The organism is Brunnivagina elsteri CCALA 953, from assembly GCF_002289455.1.
GTDB classification, from domain to species: Bacteria; Cyanobacteriota; Cyanobacteriia; order Cyanobacteriales; family Nostocaceae; genus Brunnivagina; species Brunnivagina elsteri.
On the sequence record NZ_NTFS01000084.1, the window covers coordinates 1 to 18,953 of the forward strand.

The following is an 18,953-nucleotide window of genomic DNA, read 5'->3' on the forward strand; positions in this document are numbered from 1 at the left end:
GTTACAACTATATTGAGGTGATTGATTTTACTTGCTAAAAATTATACTTTTTAATCCTAGATAAGAAACGATTAAATATTTTGAAGAGGTACAAACCCTAAGTAAGTGATTGCTGGAGCAAAAAGATTAACAAATAATCCAAAGTAATTTCACTTGTGTTGATTTTCTTCAACAAATTATCAAGAAAAAAATATAAAAATATTATTTTTTTTTACCAGATGATATAGTAAACTCAATTATGGTAAGTTAATCACTTATCAACTTGTCTAAAATCCTACTTGTCTAAAATATTCTTGGTTAATGCCACTAATGTTTACTTATTCGAGTTAAGTTTTTGTCATTCTCAATTAACAATATAGTTTTGGTAAATAACCTTTAAATAATGATGCGATCGCAGTGTGAATAGTTTCTAAGGATGAAAGTCTTTAATCTGTTAACAAGTAATTAGTGTTTGCTGATTTTGTACTGCAAATAATTATTTACTATCTTTATTGACTATTGTTTTTGAAGAAAATCTTGTTTAATTAATCGGGGGTACATGAATACAATTAATATAGGCAGACATAAGTTTTCTCAGCCAATAGAACATATATCACTACTGCAAAAAGTTTCTCAAGACTATGTTAATGGCTGCTTGAAAGTATTTGGTATTTCGCAGCAATGGTCAATCTACTTTGAAGAAGGGAAAATAATTTACGCTTGTCAATCTCAGGATATGTGGGAAATATTCTGTAAAACAATACAGCAATTAAAACCTGATATTCCGGGATTGAGTAATGAGGTTTATCAGCATCTCAAGACAATTTTTGATAGTAATATTGATGATGAAGGAACAGAAAATTCAGATTATTTAGCGATATGTTGGTTAGTAAATCAGCAATACTTGACTGCATCACAAGCGGCAAAACTCATAGAAGCATTAGCGATTGCAGTGATGGATTCATATTTTAAATTGAGAGATGGAATTTACGAATTTGCATCTCAAACTTTTTTGAATAATTTACCTAAGTTTTGTTATATTGATGTTTCTGTAATCGCAAAAAGCCATCAGCAGCTTTCCCATAGTTTAAGCAAATTTGTTACACCAGTTTATCAACCAGGTAATCACCTATTTTCAGAATTAAGTCAGAGAGAATTAGCAACAATTGGAGGACTGATTGAACCGCAATGTGTACCATTAGATAATAAATATAGTAATAGTTTAAATCAAATTAAAACCGACCATCCAACTAGTCAACCGGAGATGAAAGTTAAGAAAACAGCACTTTATAAAGTGATGTGTGTTGATGATAGTCCGACAATATTAAAGGCAATTCAGGGATTTTTGGACGAAGAAATATTTAATGTTATTGGTGTAGATGATCCACTCAAAGCATTAATGCAAATACTGCGGATAAAACCTGATATTGTTTTACTTGATATTTCCATGCCTAATTTGGATGGATACGAATTGTGTTCGCTATTACGCAAACACCCAGCTTTTCGAGATATTCCAGTTGTCATGGTAACGGGAAGAAGTGGATTTATTGATAAAGCACGAGCAAAAATGGTGAAATCTTCGGGTTATTTAACCAAACCATTTACTAAAGCTCAACTTTTAAAAACAGTTTTTCAACAAGTAGGTTATTTACATTAGTTTTTGGAGAATATATTTTGAGTATTACTTTATCCCCAACACTTTTGATAGTTGAAGATTCTCCTAGTGAATTGGAATTAATGAGTTACTATCTGGCTGATAGTGGCTATAAAATTATCAAAGCAACAGGTGCTAGGGAAGCATTTGAAATGGCTTTGACGGAGAAACCAAATATTATTGTCACTGATGTTGTGATGCCTGGAATGAGCGGATTTGAGTTGTGTCGGTTATTACGAAAAAACCCTGCTACTCAAGATTTAGGAATTATTATTTGCAGTTCTAAAAGGTTGAAAATTGACCGTTTGTGGGGGATGCGTCAAGGTGCAAATGCGTATATTACTAAACCTTATACTCGCGATCAATTGTTGAAAGTTATTACATCTTTGAATGATAATGACGATGAAATAGAGTCATAGGCTAATTTTGGAGTAGTCCAAGTAGAAAAAATGACAAAATTTAGATCATTTATTTTTGCGGAAGCTCCTGAATAAAGTAGTTATTTAGATAGTTATTTATCTTTGGTGGGTAATATTTGACTATTTTTTAACTACTATTTTTCTAATTTGATATTTTAAATAATTTTATTGAGATAAAGCAATGTTGAATCGTGTCAGAGATAACAACAAAAATAAACCTTTGCATCAGAAGCAAAATCATGATTTAAAGGTTTTAGGACGAGAGAGAAATGCTTCGACGAAATCAATTAGTGAACCGATTAATTATGATTTGGAAACACGAGGAGCTTTCCCACTATTAGGAAATATCAATTTGCGGACAAAGGCAATTGCATTTGCTGTGGCTATTAGCACTTTACCAATATTTGCGATCGCAGCAATTACATATCTTTCAATTAATCAATCGCTTAATCAAGAAATTGCAACTTCCCATAATAATCAGGCAAATAAAATTACGATAAACCTTAAGTTGTTTATCAGGGAACGTTTGCAAGATTTAGATTTTTTGGCAAGTCAAGATTTTCTGACAAATATCAGAGTTAGAGACCATTTATCCTATTTGGAAAAGCAACAGATTCTGCAAAAATATGAAAAATATAATAAGTTTCATAGCCAAATTGTGATTTTAAATTTAAGCGGGAATGTGGTTTTTCAGTCTAAAGATGGGACAATTCCGAACCAAAGTCAGGAAAGCTACTTTGAATCTGTATTAAAAACCAATCAGCATGTGATTAGCCAATTGAGTAATACCCAGACTTATTTTTCTGCTCCTGTTAGAGATACAGTTACAGGAGAGATAATTTATGTGATTCGTAGTACAGTTGAAACCCAGTTGTTCGATAAATTTTTAAAACAAAATCGTCTGATTCCTGATAAATATTATGTAACTGATGTCTCGAATAAAATATTTTTATCAAATGATAAAAATATTGTGGGAAAGAATGTACAGGAATTATTTGCTAAGGAGCAATTAAATTTAAAAAATCAGTTAAAAAATCAATCAATAACGAATTTATCATCCTCTGATTATAGGGGGAAAGATGCTCTATTTAGTTATATTCCCTGGCAACGGGAGACAGACATCCCTGATTTAAAGTGGAATTTTTTATTGATTACAGATAAGGCAATTCTTTTTGCACCTCAAAGACAATTACTTTGGGAATTAGGGTTGGGAACTTTGGCAACAAGCATATTCGCAGGTGGAATTGCTGCACTTTTAGCTCGTCGTAACATCGACAAAATTATTGCAGTGAATCAAGCTTTGAAAAAACTGGCACAGGGAAATTCACAAAATCCCATATCATTGACAGAAAAAGATGGGATTCAAAGTTTGAATGCCAATATTAATCAGATGGCAGAACATTTGCAGGATACGCAAGCTTTAAAAAATTTGGCGATACATTTATCGAGTTCTTGGAAACCTAATGAAATCTATAATTTAGCTGTTCAAGATATCCGCAAAGCCTTAAAAGTAGAACGTGTAGTTATTTATAAATTTGATGAGAATTGGCAAGGTACTTTTTTAGCTGAATCTGTGGTTGCAGGATTTCCCTGTGCAATGAATGTAAACCTTCACGATCCTTGTTTAGTGGATTATGCTGATAAATATCGTCAAGGTAAAGTGCTAGCAGTAAATAATATTTATCAAGCAAATTTAAGTGATTGTTATTTGCAGCAATTAGAAACTTTTGCAGTGAAAGCAAATTTAGTTGTACCAATTATTGTTGGTGACAAATTATTAGGTTTATTAATTGCACATCAGTGTTCCCAACCTCGTAATTGGCAGCAATCAGAAACTGATTTATTTGAACAATTTGCGCGTTTACTAGGTTTAGCTTTGGAGCGAGCGAATTTACTTGTAGTGACAGAGAATGCGAGAGAAACCGCAGAAAATTTATTTGACGAACAAAGACAGCAAAAAGAAGAATTACAAGCACAATTAATGACTCTGTTAGAGCAAGTTGAAGGTGCAATTCAAGGAGATTTAACAGTACATGCTGAAGTTGGTGTTGGGGAAATTGGTACTGTAGCAGACTTTTTTAATGCGATCGCAGAAAATCTTCGTTCTCTAGTTAAACAGGTAAAAACATCAGCAGCACAGTTAAATAATGCAGTGGCAGAGAATTCCAGTTCAATGCAACAACTTGCGGATGCTTCCCGCATTCAAGCCGAAGAAATAAGCTATACACTGAATACCGTCGGGGCAATGCGAAATGCCATCAAAACAGTAGCAAAAAGTGCCCGTCGTGCAGCTAAAATGGCACATAACGCTTCTCAGACAGCCATAACTGGCAGTGCTGCAATGGATGCAACAGTCGAAAATATTGCCATTTTGCACGATACGATTGACGAGACTACTTGCAAAGTCAGAAGTTTAGGGGAAGCTTCCCAGCAAATTGGACGAGTGGTAAATTTGATTAACCAAATCTCCATGCAAACCAACTTGTTAGCAATCAATGCGGGAATTGAAGCTGCACGTGCTGGAGAAGGTAGACAAGGATTTGTTTCCATAGCAGAAGAAGTGGCAATACTGGCAAGCAAAAGTGCAGTGGCAGCAGGGGAAATCGAAGCGATCGCAAGCAGCATTCAGCGTGAAACTAGCGAGGTTGTTAGTGCGATGGAATCGGGAAGTGTTCAGGTAAATGAAGGAACTCGTTTAGTGGCAGCAACCAAAGATAATTTAAGTGAAATCTTGGATGCTTGTCGTCAAATTGATGACTCACTTGATGAGATATCGAATACTACAGTCTCCCAAGTTCAGCTATCGCAGAAAGTCACAACTGCAATTAAAAATGTAGCGCATATATCAAACATGACCAGTGATTACTCGCAAAAATTTGTGCGATCGCTCTGGGATACTGTTGTGGTTTCTGAACAGTTAAAAGCAAGTGTAGAAATTTTTAAAGTTGAAGAATAAGCAAATGTAGAGACGCGATATATCGCGTCTCTCTAAATATATTTAAAAATTAACCATTAATCAAAATGACAAATAAAAAAGAATTAGAAATTAAATCATTGTTTCTTGAAGAGGCTAATGACCATCTTAATACAATTGAATCAGTTATACTAGAAGTCAGAAATAATCGAAAAATTGACATTCAAAGTATTAATAATGCAATGCGTGCAGCTCACTCGATTAAAGGGGGAGCAGCAATTATGGGTTTTGAGATGTTGAGCGAATTATCTCATCGATTGGAAGATTATTTCAATGTCCTCAAAACTAAAAAAGAATCCCTAGAAATTAACGTTGAATTACAGAGTCTTTTACTTTCTAGTTTAGATTGTTTACGTCAAATTTTGTTTTATTATGTTCATGAAAACGATAGTTATCAGAATATATCTGATAATAGTTTTGAATCATTAACTAATAATATTGAATCCATTTTTAACAAATTATATGAAATACTAGGTGATGCAAATCCAGAAGATGCGAATAGTATCCTCGCAACAGAAGAAAATGCCCAAGATATTATTCCCTTGATTTTTCAAACTCAAGTTGAAGAGTATTTGCAGCGTCTCGAAAATCTTTTGCAAGAAAACTCCCAGGGATTGCATGAAGAAGTCATGACAATGGCTAACGAGTTGGGAGGATTAGGTCATATGTTGCAAATTGAAGCTTTTACAATGGTTTGCGAGTCGGTTGCGAGTCATCTAATTTCGACTGACAATAATAGCGATACAATTACAATTGCTAGATTGGCATTGGACACATGGCGAAATTCACAAAATTTAATTCTCACCAATCAAATCCAAAATTTACCCAGTTCAATTGATTTAAATAATTTAACTTTAAATAATTTGAATTTAAATAATTTGAATTTAAATAATTTAAATATTAATGCAGAATTAAAAAGTATCGAGAATTACCTTAATTCCCCAATATTTAATATCTCAAATTTTCTCGAAGAATCTGAGGACATTTCTAATGTTAATAATGATAATTTAAATGATTCTAGGTTGAATGATTCAAGCTACAACACACCGCTAATTTCTACACAGCAGAGAAACTCAAACTTTGCTCTTAATGAAATTGCCTTTGATACAGAAGTCGAAAAAGCGATAGTTGAAAAATCTATAGTTGAAAAAACAAGCGCTTCCGAAAATACAGTTCGAGTTCCCGTCAAACATCTGGAGAAAATAAACAACTTTTCCAGCGAACTAACAACCCAGCGACATAGTATAAATAACAAATTAGAAAGCTTAAATACCCTGATTCAGAACCTCAATCAAACATTGCGATCGCTAGACTTAGAATATCGTCATGAAAATCGCAAAACCAGCAAAAAAGCACCCCAACAAGCACTACAATCTTACTTGGCTAAACTTCACGAAGTCGCAGCAGACATTCGCATTACCCTTACCGAAACCGAACAAACCCAGCGACAAGTCAATAAAACCGCACAACATCTCCAGCATTCCCTAACTCAAATATTAATGCGTCCACTTGCAGATATTCTGGAGCGGTTTCCACGAGCTTTACATGACCTCAGTATTGAATATAACAAGCAAGTTGAACTAAAAGTGACAGGAGCAGACACATTAATTGAGCGTAGCATTTTAGATGTTTTGCAAGAACCCTTACTACACATACTGCGTAATGCTTTCGATCACGGAATCGAAGACTCAGAAATTAGAATTGCCGCAGCAAAACCCAAACAAGGATTAATTGAAATTACTGCTACCCATTGTCAAAATCGTATCATTATTACAGTTCGCGATGATGGAAGAGGAATTGGACTGGAAAAAATTCGTCAGCGTGGATTAGAAATAGGAATTGATGCGACACTACTCGCACAAGCTAGCGATGAAGATATTTTGTCCCTAATATTTGAACCAGGATTCAGTACCAGCAAAGAAGTTAGCGCACTTTCTGGACGTGGTGTCGGAATGGATGTTGTCCGTAATAACCTCATTAAAATTCAGGGGGAAGTAACTGTTGATACAAAAGAAGGAAAAGGTACAGCATTTATACTTTCAGTTCCCTTTACTTTATCAGTAACGCGGGTTTTACTTATCGAATCCCAGAGCATGTTATTTGCATGTCCCACATCTGCGATCGCAGAGATTTTTCTACTTCCTGATGAACAGATATTTACAATCGCAGGTAAAGAATATCTACGCCATCAAAAAGCAATATTACCATTAATTCGTTTAAGTGAATACTTACATTTTAATAGTCGTGGTAGCGAATTTAGCTATAAATATCGATGCGAAAATAGCTATACAATCAAACCTCCAGCTATCGACGCAGCAACAGTATTACTTATTAAGTACGAGAACCAAGATATCGCTATTCAAGTAGAACGTTGCTGGAGAGAAAACGAAGTAGTAATTCGTCAAGTGGAAGGGAATATTCCTTTACCAGTCGGGTTTAGTAGTTGTACGATTATTGGTGATGGTTTAGTTGTACCTGTGGTAAATTTATTTGAATTATTGCGCTCATCGAATAAATTACAAATGAATTCTTTACCAAAATTAGAATCACAATTAGAACCAAAATTAAATAACTTAATTACCAAACAAACCCAAATTATAAAAGAGGAAGAAGAATTAGGGAAAAGAAATACAAATACAACAAACATTTTATTAATTGACGACTCAATCAACGTGCGTCGTTATCTTGCATATACCTTAGAAAAAGTAGGATATCGAGTCGAACAAGCAAGTGACGGATTGAATGGGTTAGCAAAGCTTCAAGCAGGTTTATCAGTCCAAACTATAATTTGCGATATAGATATGCCACGTTTAGACGGATTTGGTTTTTTAGCACGAATCAAAGCACAAAAAGAACTCAAACACATACCCGTAATTATTCTCACATCAAAAACAAGCGAAAGATATCGTCAACTAGCAATACAACTAGGTGCAAAAGCTTATCTAAATAAACCTTATAACGAATATGAATTATTGAAAGTTCTGAGTGTTGAGTAGAAACATCCTATCAGGTGTATAAAATTTAGAAGTCGAGTATATAAAATATATATGCCTAATTTTAAACGTGGGAAATGCTGAAAAATTTAGAATTTAAAGTATAAAATAGTTAAATAAGTTCTCGTGAAAATCTAAAGTTTGAATCTAAATCTAAATATATGACTAAAGTCCTATAAATTAGTGACTAAAGTCTATAGAATTAGATAAAATTTTTGAGCTACCCTAATTTATCAGAAGGGAAAAGCATTCGGTTCAGTAAGGTTTGGTGGTGTGATGAATTTCGATTACAGAGTCGGCTTAATGATTCTACTTATAGCAGCGATTTGCTTCGCAATTCCGAAATCGACAAAAATTCTGGCAGGTAGTCCAATGTGCGAATTCGTAGATAACTCAGCTAGCATCCCCATTTATTATTCTAAAAACTTTGATGTCGAAGCTCAGTGATAATTTGATGATAATACCAATGTATTTCACTTGTCCCAATATATTGTAAGGGCAGCCGTACTCCGAAGCGGAGAAGCAAGCTACCCCCCTACTGTAGACAGTAATTTTGCGTGAACTTTAACTAATCAATAGCCTAGAGCAGGGTTGTTTAATTTCCTAAAAGGCTACAAAAATCAAGGGTTATAGCGATTTAAAACTGGTTATTTTGTTACCAGCATGTCGATAAAATGAACAATCTTACGGTTATTAACCATCTGTAATCAGAAATCTATCAAAAACTGGAGCAAGAATAATAGCCTCAAAGCCTTGCAGAGAAAAAGTTTGAGCCACTTTTATTTTCATAAGTTCTATTTTTGATTGCTTATGATAGACATTGCTGCATTTGAATTTCTTCTTTAACCAAAAAATCAACAATCGAAAATGATATGACTACAAGTCATGATACTGTACGGGCATTACGCGAGGCTCTAAAACTCTCTCCAGATAATATACCTCTCAGACAACATTTAGCAGAAATGCTTTTGAGTGTGGGACAATTTGAGGAATCCGAGCAAGAATACCGTCAGGCTTTGGCACTGAAGCCAGAACAAACCGAATTAAAACTGGGTTTAGCAAAAGCATTTTATCAACAGGGCAAGCATTCGCAAGCTTTGGTTATTGTTGAAGATTTTGTCAAACGTTCCGATTCTCCTCCGCTTGCGTATTTGCTACATGCTCGCTTGTTACTAAATTCCGGTGCAGTTAAGCAAGCAGTCAACCAATATCGTCATGCGATCGCGCTCGATCCAGCAATTGCTGACCTAGATTTTGCAATGCTTTTGGGGATTACAGACGAAGTAAACACAAGCAACGTAGTCAACGGAAAAATCAGATCGATTGTTGGAGATGATACGCCATTTTTGGATGATAGCATTCTCGAACGCCCAGAAATTTCCTTTCAAGATGTCGGGGGAATGGATGCTGTCAAAGATGAAATTCGTCTCAAAATAATTTATCCCCTCAGTCAACCCGAACTCTACAAAGCCTATGGAAAGACGATTGGTGGTGGAATTTTGCTCTACGGTCCTCCTGGATGTGGTAAAACATACCTTGCCCGTGCCACTGCTGGGGAAATCAATTCCTGTTTTATTTCCGTGGGTATAAATGATGTGCTTGATATGTGGTTAGGAAACAGCGAGCGAAATTTACATGAAATCTTTGAACAAGCTCGCTATAATCAGCCTTGTGTCTTATTTTTTGATGAAGTAGATGCACTAGCGGCAAACCGTACCGACTTACGGCAAAGTTCGAGTCGAATGGTAATTAACCAGTTTCTATCGGAACTTGATGGAGTCAAAAGCTCGAATGAAGGTGTATTAATTTTAGCAGCTACAAATGCACCCTGGCATTTAGATTCAGCCTTTCGTCGTCCAGGAAGATTTGATCGGATATTATTTGTACCACCACCAGATGCCTCTGCAAGGGTAGCAACATTACGATTGCTGTGTCATGGTAAACCACTTCAGGAAATTGACTACGAGCATGTAAGTAAAAAGACAGATAATTTTTCTGGTGCAGATTTAAAAGCAGTGGTTGATGTGGCAGTGGAGCGTAAGTTGCAAGAAGCAATGAAAATTGGTATTCCCAAACCACTATCAACAAAAGATTTAGTTTCTGCTGCTGCAAGTCTTAAACCATCGACAAAAGAATGGTTTGCCACAGCCCGAAATTATGCATTATATGCTAATGAAGGTGGGTTATATGATGATATTTTGAAGTATTTAAAAATTTAAGTAGAGACGACCCGGTGGGTCGTCTTGACTTTACATACGACCCACCAGGAAATATAGAAATATAAAAATATAGAAATATTTTCCCGTTTTGGCATCAATCCTGCCAAATAGAGACGACCCATCGGGTCGTCTCTACGGTTGAATAAAAATCTTTCCTTTCCCTATTGCCCCATTCCCTAATTTCTTGTGAACATCGAGCGTGCAACATTACTATTAGAACAGTCTCGTTATGAGATGGCAGAGGTAGAACTCCGTAAAGCTTTAGCGGAGTCTCCACAAGAGTCTTATACCCATGCCTTGTTAGGATTATGCTTAAACTATCAACAGCGTTACCAAGAAGCCACTCAAGCGGCAGAAACAGCAATTTCCCTGACACCAGACTTGCCATTTCCCCATTACATCTTGGGTTACATTTTATGCGATCGCAATCAAGTTGAGGCGGCTGAAAAGTCGGTATTAGAGGCAATTCGTCTCAATCCCCATCAAGCATCGTATTTCGCTTTGTTAGCACGTTGTAGCTACAATCGCAAGCTGTGGCAAAATACCCTTGATGCGGCAATGCGAGGGCTTGCGAGCGATTCGGAACATGTGGAATGCTTAAATTATCGCGCTTTATCGTTATCCCAATTAGGAAAGGGAGACGAAGCGATTAAAGTTGTGGAAAATGCAATTTCTTTATCACCAGAAGATGCTTCATCCTATGCTAGTAGCGGTTGGATTTTGCTGTCTCATGGAAAATCCCCCGACACAGCTTTGACGTACTTTCGGGAAGCTCTGCGACTGAACCCGACAATGGAATGGGCAAGACAGGGAATTGTGGAAGCTTTAAAGGCAAAAAACCCTGTTTATAGAATATTACTGCGCTACTATTTATGGTCGTCGCGTTTGAATCATCTTACAAGATGGGCATTTGCCATTGGTTTATATTTTGCCGTGCGGTTAATGCTAGTGGGTTTGTATGAAGTTGGATTAAAACCTTTGGTGATTGTAGTTGCAGTTATTTACCTAATATTTGTAATTTTGACATGGATTGCCGATCCATTTTTTACTTTGTTGCTGCGACTAGATAAATTTGGCTCCTTAGCTCTTTCGGAAACAGAAATTCAACAATCAAATTGCTGGGGAGCTTGTTTTGGAATTGCTTTGTTATCTTTGGGTTTATGGATATTTACTAATAGTATCAGTCCTTTAATTGGTGCTGGGGTATTTGGTTTATTACTCATCCCCGCAGCTGCTACCTTCCACTGTCAAGAAGGATGGACACGTCAAGCGATGAAGATTTATACAATTTGTCTGGCAATAGTTGGCAACATCGCCATAATTTTATCTTTTTTCAGTAAAGAACTATGGATTATACCGCTAGCAATATTTTTCCCATTTGCGATTATTTCCAGTTGGTTTGCTACATTTTTAACTGGAATCAAACCGAAGAAGTAATTATTTTTAGCGTTTCCTTTTAAATTAATTCATATTCCCAAGGATTAATAATAGAAATACCGCATCCTTCAAAATCAGAGAAATTGCGCGTTGTGATAGTTGTTCCATACGTTAACCCTACCCCTACAATTGTGGAGAATTTTTTTATTGGTGTTCCTTAACTGGATTGAATCAATCAGTGAATCATTTATTAGCTTCTTTAAGTGGCAAAAATTAGTTATAATCACCCTTGACATATCTGAGCGATCGCGAAATACAATTAACATGTGTTCTTTAGGTTGATTGTATGGTTTGGATGCCATTACGAGAACGAATTGATACAATGCCGCTAGTTCTCGCTGGTCCTATTTTGCGACGAACAGAACCCAATGCGGTGACTGTTTGGGTTGCTTTAAAAGCGAGTTGTCATGTAACTTTAAAAGTTCTCGATTTAAATTATAATTTGTTGCTTTTTGACAGTCAGAAAACAATTAAAATTGGTACGAATTTACATGTTGTTGCTGTCACAGCTAAAGCCGAATCAAATGTACTTTTATACGGTGATAATTATCTCTATGACTTAGAATTTGATGGTAAAACTCTCGATTATCCCGGAATCTTAAATGCATCTGGTTCAATTACTGATATTACTTACCCACTATTTAACTTACCAAGTTTTGCCCTTCCTCCCCATGATTTAAATCAATTACGAATAGTACATGGTTCTTGTCGGAAATTGCATGGTGAAAGTCTAGATGCAATGGCAGGATTAGACAAAATGATTCGTGAAGCGCTGATAATAGAACCAAAACAGCGTCCACACCAACTTTTTTTAACGGGAGACCAAATCTATGCTGATGATGTTGCCGATGCTTTATTACTAATATTAATGGAAGCATCAGAAACACTCTTAGGCTGGTCAGAACCATTACCAGATGTGAAAAGGTTAGATGAATTAAAGCCAGGTAAACGGAATAATTTAGCGACAAAAATAGCTGGTTTAACAGCAAGTATTGATAAATTTAACCGAATTACAAACATAGATAAAAGCCATTTATTTACCTTTGGTGAATTTATAACGATGTATCTATTTGCTTGGAGTGACGTACTATGGAGTCAACTAGATAATTTTCCCGAATATACAGATATTAATCAAAATTCATCCCTATTTGGTCAAGCCGAAAAAGAATTTAAAAAAGATATTATCCACCTCAAAAACTTCCTCTCCACCTTACCTAAAGTCAGACGTGCCTTAGCGAATATCCCTACTTACATGATATTCGACGACCATGAAATTACCGACGACTGGAACTTGAATATGGCATGGTGCGATCGCGTTTTATCCAAACCCCTTGGTCGTCGCATCCTCCAAAATGGTCTACTGGCATACGCAATTTGTCAAGCTTGGGGAAATACACCTAACCAATTTACTAACCATAACCCAGGAGATGCATTACTCAAAGCCGCACAAAACTGGTTTGCTTCTGGTGCTACAGATATCATATCCGAACAGGAAATTACTCGACGCATCGGTTTACCCACTATTGCAGACATCAGAAACACAAACCCCAGGCAGTTACCCCAGTTCGATGATGCGATACAGTGGCACTACACCATTCAAGCACCAGGTTACGAAGTTATTTTCCTCGATACCCGCACTCGTAGGGGTTTCCCTGGCAAGGAATTTGATTTTCCGGCACTTTTGAGCGAATCCGCTTGTCAGCAGCAAATACCCGATTCTCAACAACCAATACCAATCACGTTTATTATCTCACCTGGTCCGGTTGTTGGTCTACCCTTTCTCGAAGGTATCCAAAAATCAGCAAAAACAGTGGCAGAAAAATTGGGTACGGCAGCTTGGGGATTCGATCCGGAAGCTTGGGGATTGGAACCAATCGCATTTGAACAGTTTTTAGCAAGGTTAGCATCGCGAAATCCGACACAAAAAAGTCGCGTAGTTATCCTATCAGGTGATGTTCACTATAGTTTTGCCGCACGTTTACAATATTCGGCAGTTCAACCATTTTCAGAAGTTAATAATCAGCAAAATAATCAAACTAATCAACAACTCGTAATTGTTCAATTTACCAGCAGTTCCTTCAAAAATGAGAAGCGGGAAGCTGGAGGTAGTTATTCATTACATATTAAAGGTTTTATTCCCTTTAAAGTCATCGATCATCATCCCAAAGCGGAAATTTTAGGATGGGCAAATTCTACTGGGGGAAAATTAGAGATAGGTAATTACTATACGTATTCTGAAGAATTCATGCAGTATTTAACTTGGCAAGTCAAAGCACAACCTGCAATAGTAAATTTAGTCGAAAAAAGAACTTGGTTTCGATTTTTAGAAGTGTTGAAAAAACCTGAATGGTGGTATCGAATTGATTTTTTATCAGCTAAGTTAGAAGATGTCACAATTCCTGATTATTCGCACTCTGTAAATCCTAAATATATAATTGCACCGCTACCAAAACAAGACCGTAATAGAGCATTAGAGAACTATTTAGCAACGGCAAAAAATCATCGCGAACATAAAGGATTATGGGGACATGGGAAGGAAATTGTCGGGGTGAATAATTTTGGTGAAATCACTTTTGAATTTGATGATAATAAGCAAATTGCTGTGCAAACTTTGTGGTGGAGATTGGAGAGTTATGAAGATAATCAGCTTTTGGAAACTTTTCCATTAACTAGATATGAAATATCACTGAGTTTCGATGATAAAGAATGTCCAATGGATGATGTTTTAAGGGAAGTTGAATAAACTTATTTTTCACTGAATTTAAATGAATTAGTTGCACCATAAACCGGGTTTCTCTAAACCTGGTTTCTCCCCCACTAAAAATCTCTAATTAGTATGATAAAACCCATAAACCGGGTTTCTCTACTTACGAGAAAACACAAATAACCTAGAAGTACGTAAGAGGGTGTTTGAAAAGTCTCCTTCTATGTCATGCTGTAGCTTGCTTCCCGCAGGGTGGAACGTTCGCGTAGCGTGTCCCCTTGGGACTCAGCATCTCAGTACGTAGGCTAAACTCTAGATTCTAGCCTGCGGCAACGCGTAGCGCGTACGTTCCGCAAAGCTCGACACAGAATGACAATTTATACATCCTAAAACTTTTCAAACATGCTCTTAGTGTTGGGTTACGCAAAGCCTTCACCCAACCTACAAAGAATTGTATATTAATAAATCCGTATTGCAATATAAATAAGGGCAAACAACCGTTTGCCCCTACAAAATATCCCCAACTTCTTGAGACAGTCGGAGATATGGGAATCTATCGCGACTGAAAAAAATTACTTAGTCCTAATTACCACATCAGCCGACATTCCCGGAGCAATTCGTGATTCAAAATCCTTGATACTATCAGGTTCAAATACAATTTTGACAGGAATACGACGAACGTTATTGGATGGGTTTGGATTATTACTATAATTGTTGGCTGGGTTGGTACTATTTGGAGAAGGAACAGCAATACTATTAACTGGAGTTGGGGATACGCTTTCCACTTTTCCCACAAATTTACGGCTAGGAAAAGCAGCGATTTTAATTTGCGCTTTTTGCCCTGGTTGTATTCTTTCCAACTGATTTTCTGGGAAATTTGCCACAATCCAAGGGTTGGGTTGGACTATTTCTAGTAAAGTTTGTCCAGGTTGAACTTGTTGTCCAACACGGATATTAACATTACCAATTTGACCAGGCGCGATCGCATTGATGTTAGCGTAAGAAAGTTGAAGTTCGGTTTGTTTGAGTTCAGCTTGTCTTTGGGTGACAGTTGCCAGTGCAGCTTTATATTGCTGACGGTTGACTTCTATTTGTTTGTTAACACTTTGGGGTAACTTAGGTAGAACTAGTCTTGGTTGATTCCCGGTAATTGGACTTAGGGGTTCGGATAAGATTGTCGGAGGGACATTATTAATATTTTCTCGCGTGACTTCAGCTTGTTGCTTGGCAACATCCAAAGCAGCTTTTGCTTGTACCACTGATGCTTGAATTTCGCGAGGATCGAGTTTAATTAAAACACTTCCTGGATTAACTGCTTCGTTTTCTTTAACCGTAATTTGGGTGACAATTCCAGCAACGCGAGATGTAACTGGGAAAGAGTCAGCACTGGTGTAAGCAACATCAGTTGTAAGATGGTACTTGCTGTATTCCGACCAACGGTAATGGTAAATTCCCGATGCGATCGCGCCTGCACCTAAAATTACACCAATAATTATTTTGGGCAACATCTGACGGAAACCAGATTTTTTCCCTCCATCTGTATTTTCGGAAACATCAACCTGAGTTATGGCAGTAACATCTCTACCATCAACTGGAGTGGGCTGTTCGTCGGTATCTATTACTTGCTGTGTACTTGAAGAATCAATACTTTCCATCATCGACCTGCGTCTTGCCAAAAAATTGTATGGTTATAGAAGTTAGTTAACAGGATGAGATTCTAGCTAGTCAAGACTGTACGGAACTGTACGTAATTGAATTTTGCTAAACCTGACACACTCTAGATTCAGCCACAAAACACAGTTTTCCGCAATAAATTCAAGTAAATATTCCTAGTACTCAAGATTTGCCCCACATACTTATTGAACCACAAGCACTCGTCTAAGTTTCCTCAAGCATTTGATTCTTAATTTTTCAATTAGGGTATTGGAGATTAGGTATTTCTCTCCCTTTTTTGTTTATCTTCTTCTTTCTTCCTTTCCCCTAGCCCCATTTCCTGCTAATTTAACGATATTGGCAAGTACTAAATATTTATTTTCATGAACGCAGCTGACGATAAAACAATTGTTAAAGATTATTTCAATTCCACAGGTTTTGACCGTTGGAAACGTATCTACGGCGATGGTGAAGTCAATAAAGTCCAGCTTGATATTCGCAATGGACATCAACAAACCGTTGACAAAGTGATTAACTTGCTCTCTTCTGATGCGACTCTGCCAGACATTTCTGTATGCGATGCTGGTTGTGGTGTCGGTAGTCTGAGCATTCCCCTCGCGGAAATGGGTGCTAAGGTGTTCGCTAGCGACATTTCTGAGGCAATGGTAGGTGAAGGTAAGGAACGTGCCCTTAAGCTCTTTGGGAATAACGATAATCCCACATTTGCTGTCCAGGATTTAGAAGGATTGACTGGCAAATACCATACGGTTGTTTGTCTCGATGTTCTAATTCATTATCCCCAAGATAAAGCCGCAGAAATGATTTCCCATTTATGTTCTTTGTCTGAGTCTCGAATTATACTCAGCTTCGCTCCAAAAACCTGTGCTTTAAGTTTACTGAAAAAGATTGGTAGCTTTTTTCCTGGTGCTAGCAAAGCAACTCGTGCTTATCTCCATAAAGAAAAAGATATTGTGAAATTTTTACAGGAAAATGGTTTTACTGTTGGACGTAACGAAATGACCAAAACTCGATTTTATTTTTCGCGATTACTGGAAGCTACCCGTAAGTGAGGTTAAAATCGCGGCAATATACTTAACATAATCTTTGCTGCAATTCTGATTTAAGGGAACACCAAGAAAGCAAGTTGTCCCAATATATAAGGGGCGGGGATACCCAGCCCCTACGAATGATATGATTGATAATTATATAATCGGGATATTTTATTTTCTGGAAGTTCCTAATGACGGTTGCGGCAGGTTCCCTATCCGCAGCGATCGCATCTTGTATTACTTAACCGTTTTGCAGATTTTTTATGTTTAAGAGTGTTCCAAGTAAAAAAGTGCCCAATTGTCATGCTGAATGGAGCGAAGCGCAATGAAGCTACATAGCGACTCAGGATCAACAGTTGGATCATTTATTTCTTGGATTACTCTAACTGCTTTTAATGGCTTGCGTGAAGTCATTTACAGCGTCATATTGATCGGGATAATCAAGGTATTTCAACAGTAATGCGGTATCTAAGTCTGGAAAGAAGTTGCTACGAGCCATTTCTTCGTATTCTCCATCTGAATTTAAATGATACACTCCCAATTCTTTAGATTTCCAAAACCAAACTTCGGGTACTTTTTTAGGTTTATAAAGCTCTTTTCTGTTAATGCTGCCGCTACTGACTATAACTTCGATAACAATATCAGGTGTTTCCTTATTCGTGCCAATGCAGTAAGATTCATCGGGAGTACCTGAAGCGTAGCCAGGTTCTTCTAGGGTAAATCCACCACGCTTGTAAAACCTTAGTTCCTTTTCCCTCATGTAAGCTTCTAACAGTAAGCCTAAGGTGCTTTTTACATACTCATGTTTATCCCCAATTGGAGCCATAATCTCTAGAACCCCTGCTAAATAAGTTAGTTTTACTTCTCGGTTATCTAAAAGCGGTATCTCGATAGCTTTGAATTGCTCCCAAGAAACACCGAGCAAGGTTACTACTTTTTCTTCTAATGGCTGGTCTAAAATTTGGATGCTCATAATCATTTTTTTTGCAAACAGCCTAAATTTAACGATATCGCAATTCAGTTCCAGCAGGGAATAGCCATAAAATATTTTACCTTCGCGATAAGCGGAGCTTAATGCCAAAGGCATATCGCACTTTTTTGGGTTAAAGTGAGTAAATGGGCAAAGTGGATCGGAAAACACGGATATATAGACAATTCCTAATGCCCAATTCTCAATCCTCAATCCCTAATTAATAAATTTAGTGGTACAGATTCGCAAGTGAAGTTAGAATCGCAAACGAGGTTCAAGTCTGAAAATAAATTATGAAGACTGCTGAAAAATTGGCTTCGAGTTGGTTGCTTATACTTGGCTTTATGTTCCTAACTATCTCCGCATCATCGGTGATGGAAAAAAAAGATGCAATTAAATCAGGGAATCCACGTATAGATAGAGATGGAGAGATTGTCTTTACATCTCCAAGTTATCTATCTGATTTAAGTTATAAAGCCCTTCAGGGATTTGTCTTTGGAGTTCCCTGTACTCTTCTTGGTGGATGGATGACGTTATCTTTATACCGACAGAATAAACAGGAAAAAAAAGCACTTCAACAACAAACAGACGAGCGCTTGCAATCGCTTTTTTACCAGATGGTACAAGAAAACCACGGACGTGTCACCTTGTTGAGGTTTGCCATACAGTCGCAACTACCCCCAAACATCGCTAAAGATTATTTAGACGATAGAGCTAAAGAATTTAACGCTAATTTCAAAATTAGCGAAGAAGGGGCTGTATCGTACCTTTTTGAAGTTTAGAGTTGAACGGTAAGTACTATAGTGCTTACCGTTAAAATGCAAATGTAAGCTGTTCCGCATTTAAATCATATAATCCAAATTATTATAATTATTGTGGGGTGGGCATCCCTGCCTGCCCTA

General features: G+C 36.9%; 11 protein-coding genes. 9 read left to right on the plus strand and 2 right to left on the minus strand.

Going from position 1 to position 18,953, the window contains the following annotated elements:
* The first annotated feature begins 538 nt into the window (after positions 1–538).
* The 7 genes from CK510_RS33365 (at position 539) to CK510_RS09975 (ending at position 14,418) form a co-directional block, all read left to right on the plus strand.
* Positions 539–1,636 carry a response regulator gene (locus tag CK510_RS33365; protein WP_095721551.1) on the plus strand — a complete coding sequence of 366 codons (1,098 nt, stop codon included), beginning with the start codon at positions 539–541 and terminating at the stop codon, positions 1,634–1,636.
* 17 nt (positions 1,637–1,653) lie between these two features.
* Positions 1,654–2,052 (plus strand): response regulator, encoded by a 399-nt coding sequence (locus CK510_RS09950; RefSeq protein WP_095721552.1) that lies wholly within the window; start codon positions 1,654–1,656, stop codon positions 2,050–2,052.
* A 181-nt stretch (positions 2,053–2,233) separates the two neighbouring features.
* The gene (locus CK510_RS09955; RefSeq protein WP_095721553.1) at positions 2,234–5,008 is read left to right on the plus strand and encodes a methyl-accepting chemotaxis protein; all 2,775 of its coding nucleotides are present in this window, start codon (positions 2,234–2,236) and stop codon (positions 5,006–5,008) included.
* Between the two features lie 65 nt (positions 5,009–5,073).
* Positions 5,074–8,022 carry a hybrid sensor histidine kinase/response regulator gene (locus CK510_RS09960; RefSeq protein WP_095721554.1) on the plus strand — a complete coding sequence of 983 codons (2,949 nt, stop codon included), beginning with the start codon at positions 5,074–5,076 and terminating at the stop codon, positions 8,020–8,022.
* Between the two features lie 869 nt (positions 8,023–8,891).
* Entirely contained in the window at positions 8,892–10,238 is a 1,347-nt protein-coding gene (locus tag CK510_RS09965; protein ID WP_095721555.1) for an ATP-binding protein, read from the plus strand.
* 186 nt (positions 10,239–10,424) lie between these two features.
* Positions 10,425–11,675, plus strand: coding sequence for a tetratricopeptide repeat protein (locus tag CK510_RS09970; protein WP_095721556.1), 1,251 nt, complete (start codon positions 10,425–10,427; stop codon positions 11,673–11,675).
* A gap of 286 nt (positions 11,676–11,961) precedes the next feature.
* On the plus strand, positions 11,962–14,418 hold the full coding sequence (locus CK510_RS09975) for a metallophosphoesterase family protein (protein WP_095721557.1): 2,457 nt from the start codon (positions 11,962–11,964) through the stop codon (positions 14,416–14,418).
* Positions 14,419–14,951: 533 nt separating this feature from the next.
* Here the strand turns inward: CK510_RS09975 and CK510_RS09980 are convergent.
* Positions 14,952–16,055, minus strand: coding sequence for an HlyD family secretion protein (locus CK510_RS09980; protein WP_245912011.1), 1,104 nt, complete (start codon positions 16,053–16,055; stop codon positions 14,952–14,954).
* Between the two features lie 360 nt (positions 16,056–16,415).
* Here CK510_RS09980 and bchM point away from each other — a divergent pair, with 360 nt between their 5' ends.
* Positions 16,416–17,102, plus strand: coding sequence for a magnesium protoporphyrin IX methyltransferase (gene bchM / locus CK510_RS09985; protein WP_095721558.1), 687 nt, complete (start codon positions 16,416–16,418; stop codon positions 17,100–17,102).
* Between the two features lie 361 nt (positions 17,103–17,463).
* Here bchM and CK510_RS09990 read toward each other — a convergent pair whose 3' ends face one another.
* Positions 17,464–18,168 carry a Uma2 family endonuclease gene (locus tag CK510_RS09990; protein ID WP_245912012.1) on the minus strand — a complete coding sequence of 235 codons (705 nt, stop codon included), beginning with the start codon at positions 18,166–18,168 and terminating at the stop codon, positions 17,464–17,466.
* Between the two features lie 176 nt (positions 18,169–18,344).
* Between CK510_RS09990 and CK510_RS09995 the strand changes: the two genes are divergently transcribed.
* Positions 18,345–18,833, plus strand: coding sequence for a hypothetical protein (locus tag CK510_RS09995; RefSeq protein ID WP_095721559.1), 489 nt, complete (start codon positions 18,345–18,347; stop codon positions 18,831–18,833).
* Positions 18,834–18,953 lie beyond the last annotated feature (120 nt).

Coding starts and splice junctions, on each gene's coding strand:
- CK510_RS09960 (WP_095721554.1), top strand. CDS start 5,074: ATGACAAATAAAAAAGAATTAGAAATTAAATCATTGTTTCTTGAAGAG.
- CK510_RS09975 (WP_095721557.1), top strand. CDS start 11,962: ATGGTTTGGATGCCATTACGAGAACGAATTGATACAATGCCGCTAGTT.
- CK510_RS33365 (WP_095721551.1), top strand. CDS start 539: ATGAATACAATTAATATAGGCAGACATAAGTTTTCTCAGCCAATAGAA.
- CK510_RS09995 (WP_095721559.1), top strand. CDS start 18,345: ATGAAGACTGCTGAAAAATTGGCTTCGAGTTGGTTGCTTATACTTGGC.
- CK510_RS09990 (WP_245912012.1), bottom strand. CDS start 18,168: ATGCCTTTGGCATTAAGCTCCGCTTATCGCGAAGGTAAAATATTTTAT.
- bchM (WP_095721558.1), top strand. CDS start 16,416: ATGAACGCAGCTGACGATAAAACAATTGTTAAAGATTATTTCAATTCC.
- CK510_RS09955 (WP_095721553.1), top strand. CDS start 2,234: ATGTTGAATCGTGTCAGAGATAACAACAAAAATAAACCTTTGCATCAG.
- CK510_RS09965 (WP_095721555.1), top strand. CDS start 8,892: ATGACTACAAGTCATGATACTGTACGGGCATTACGCGAGGCTCTAAAA.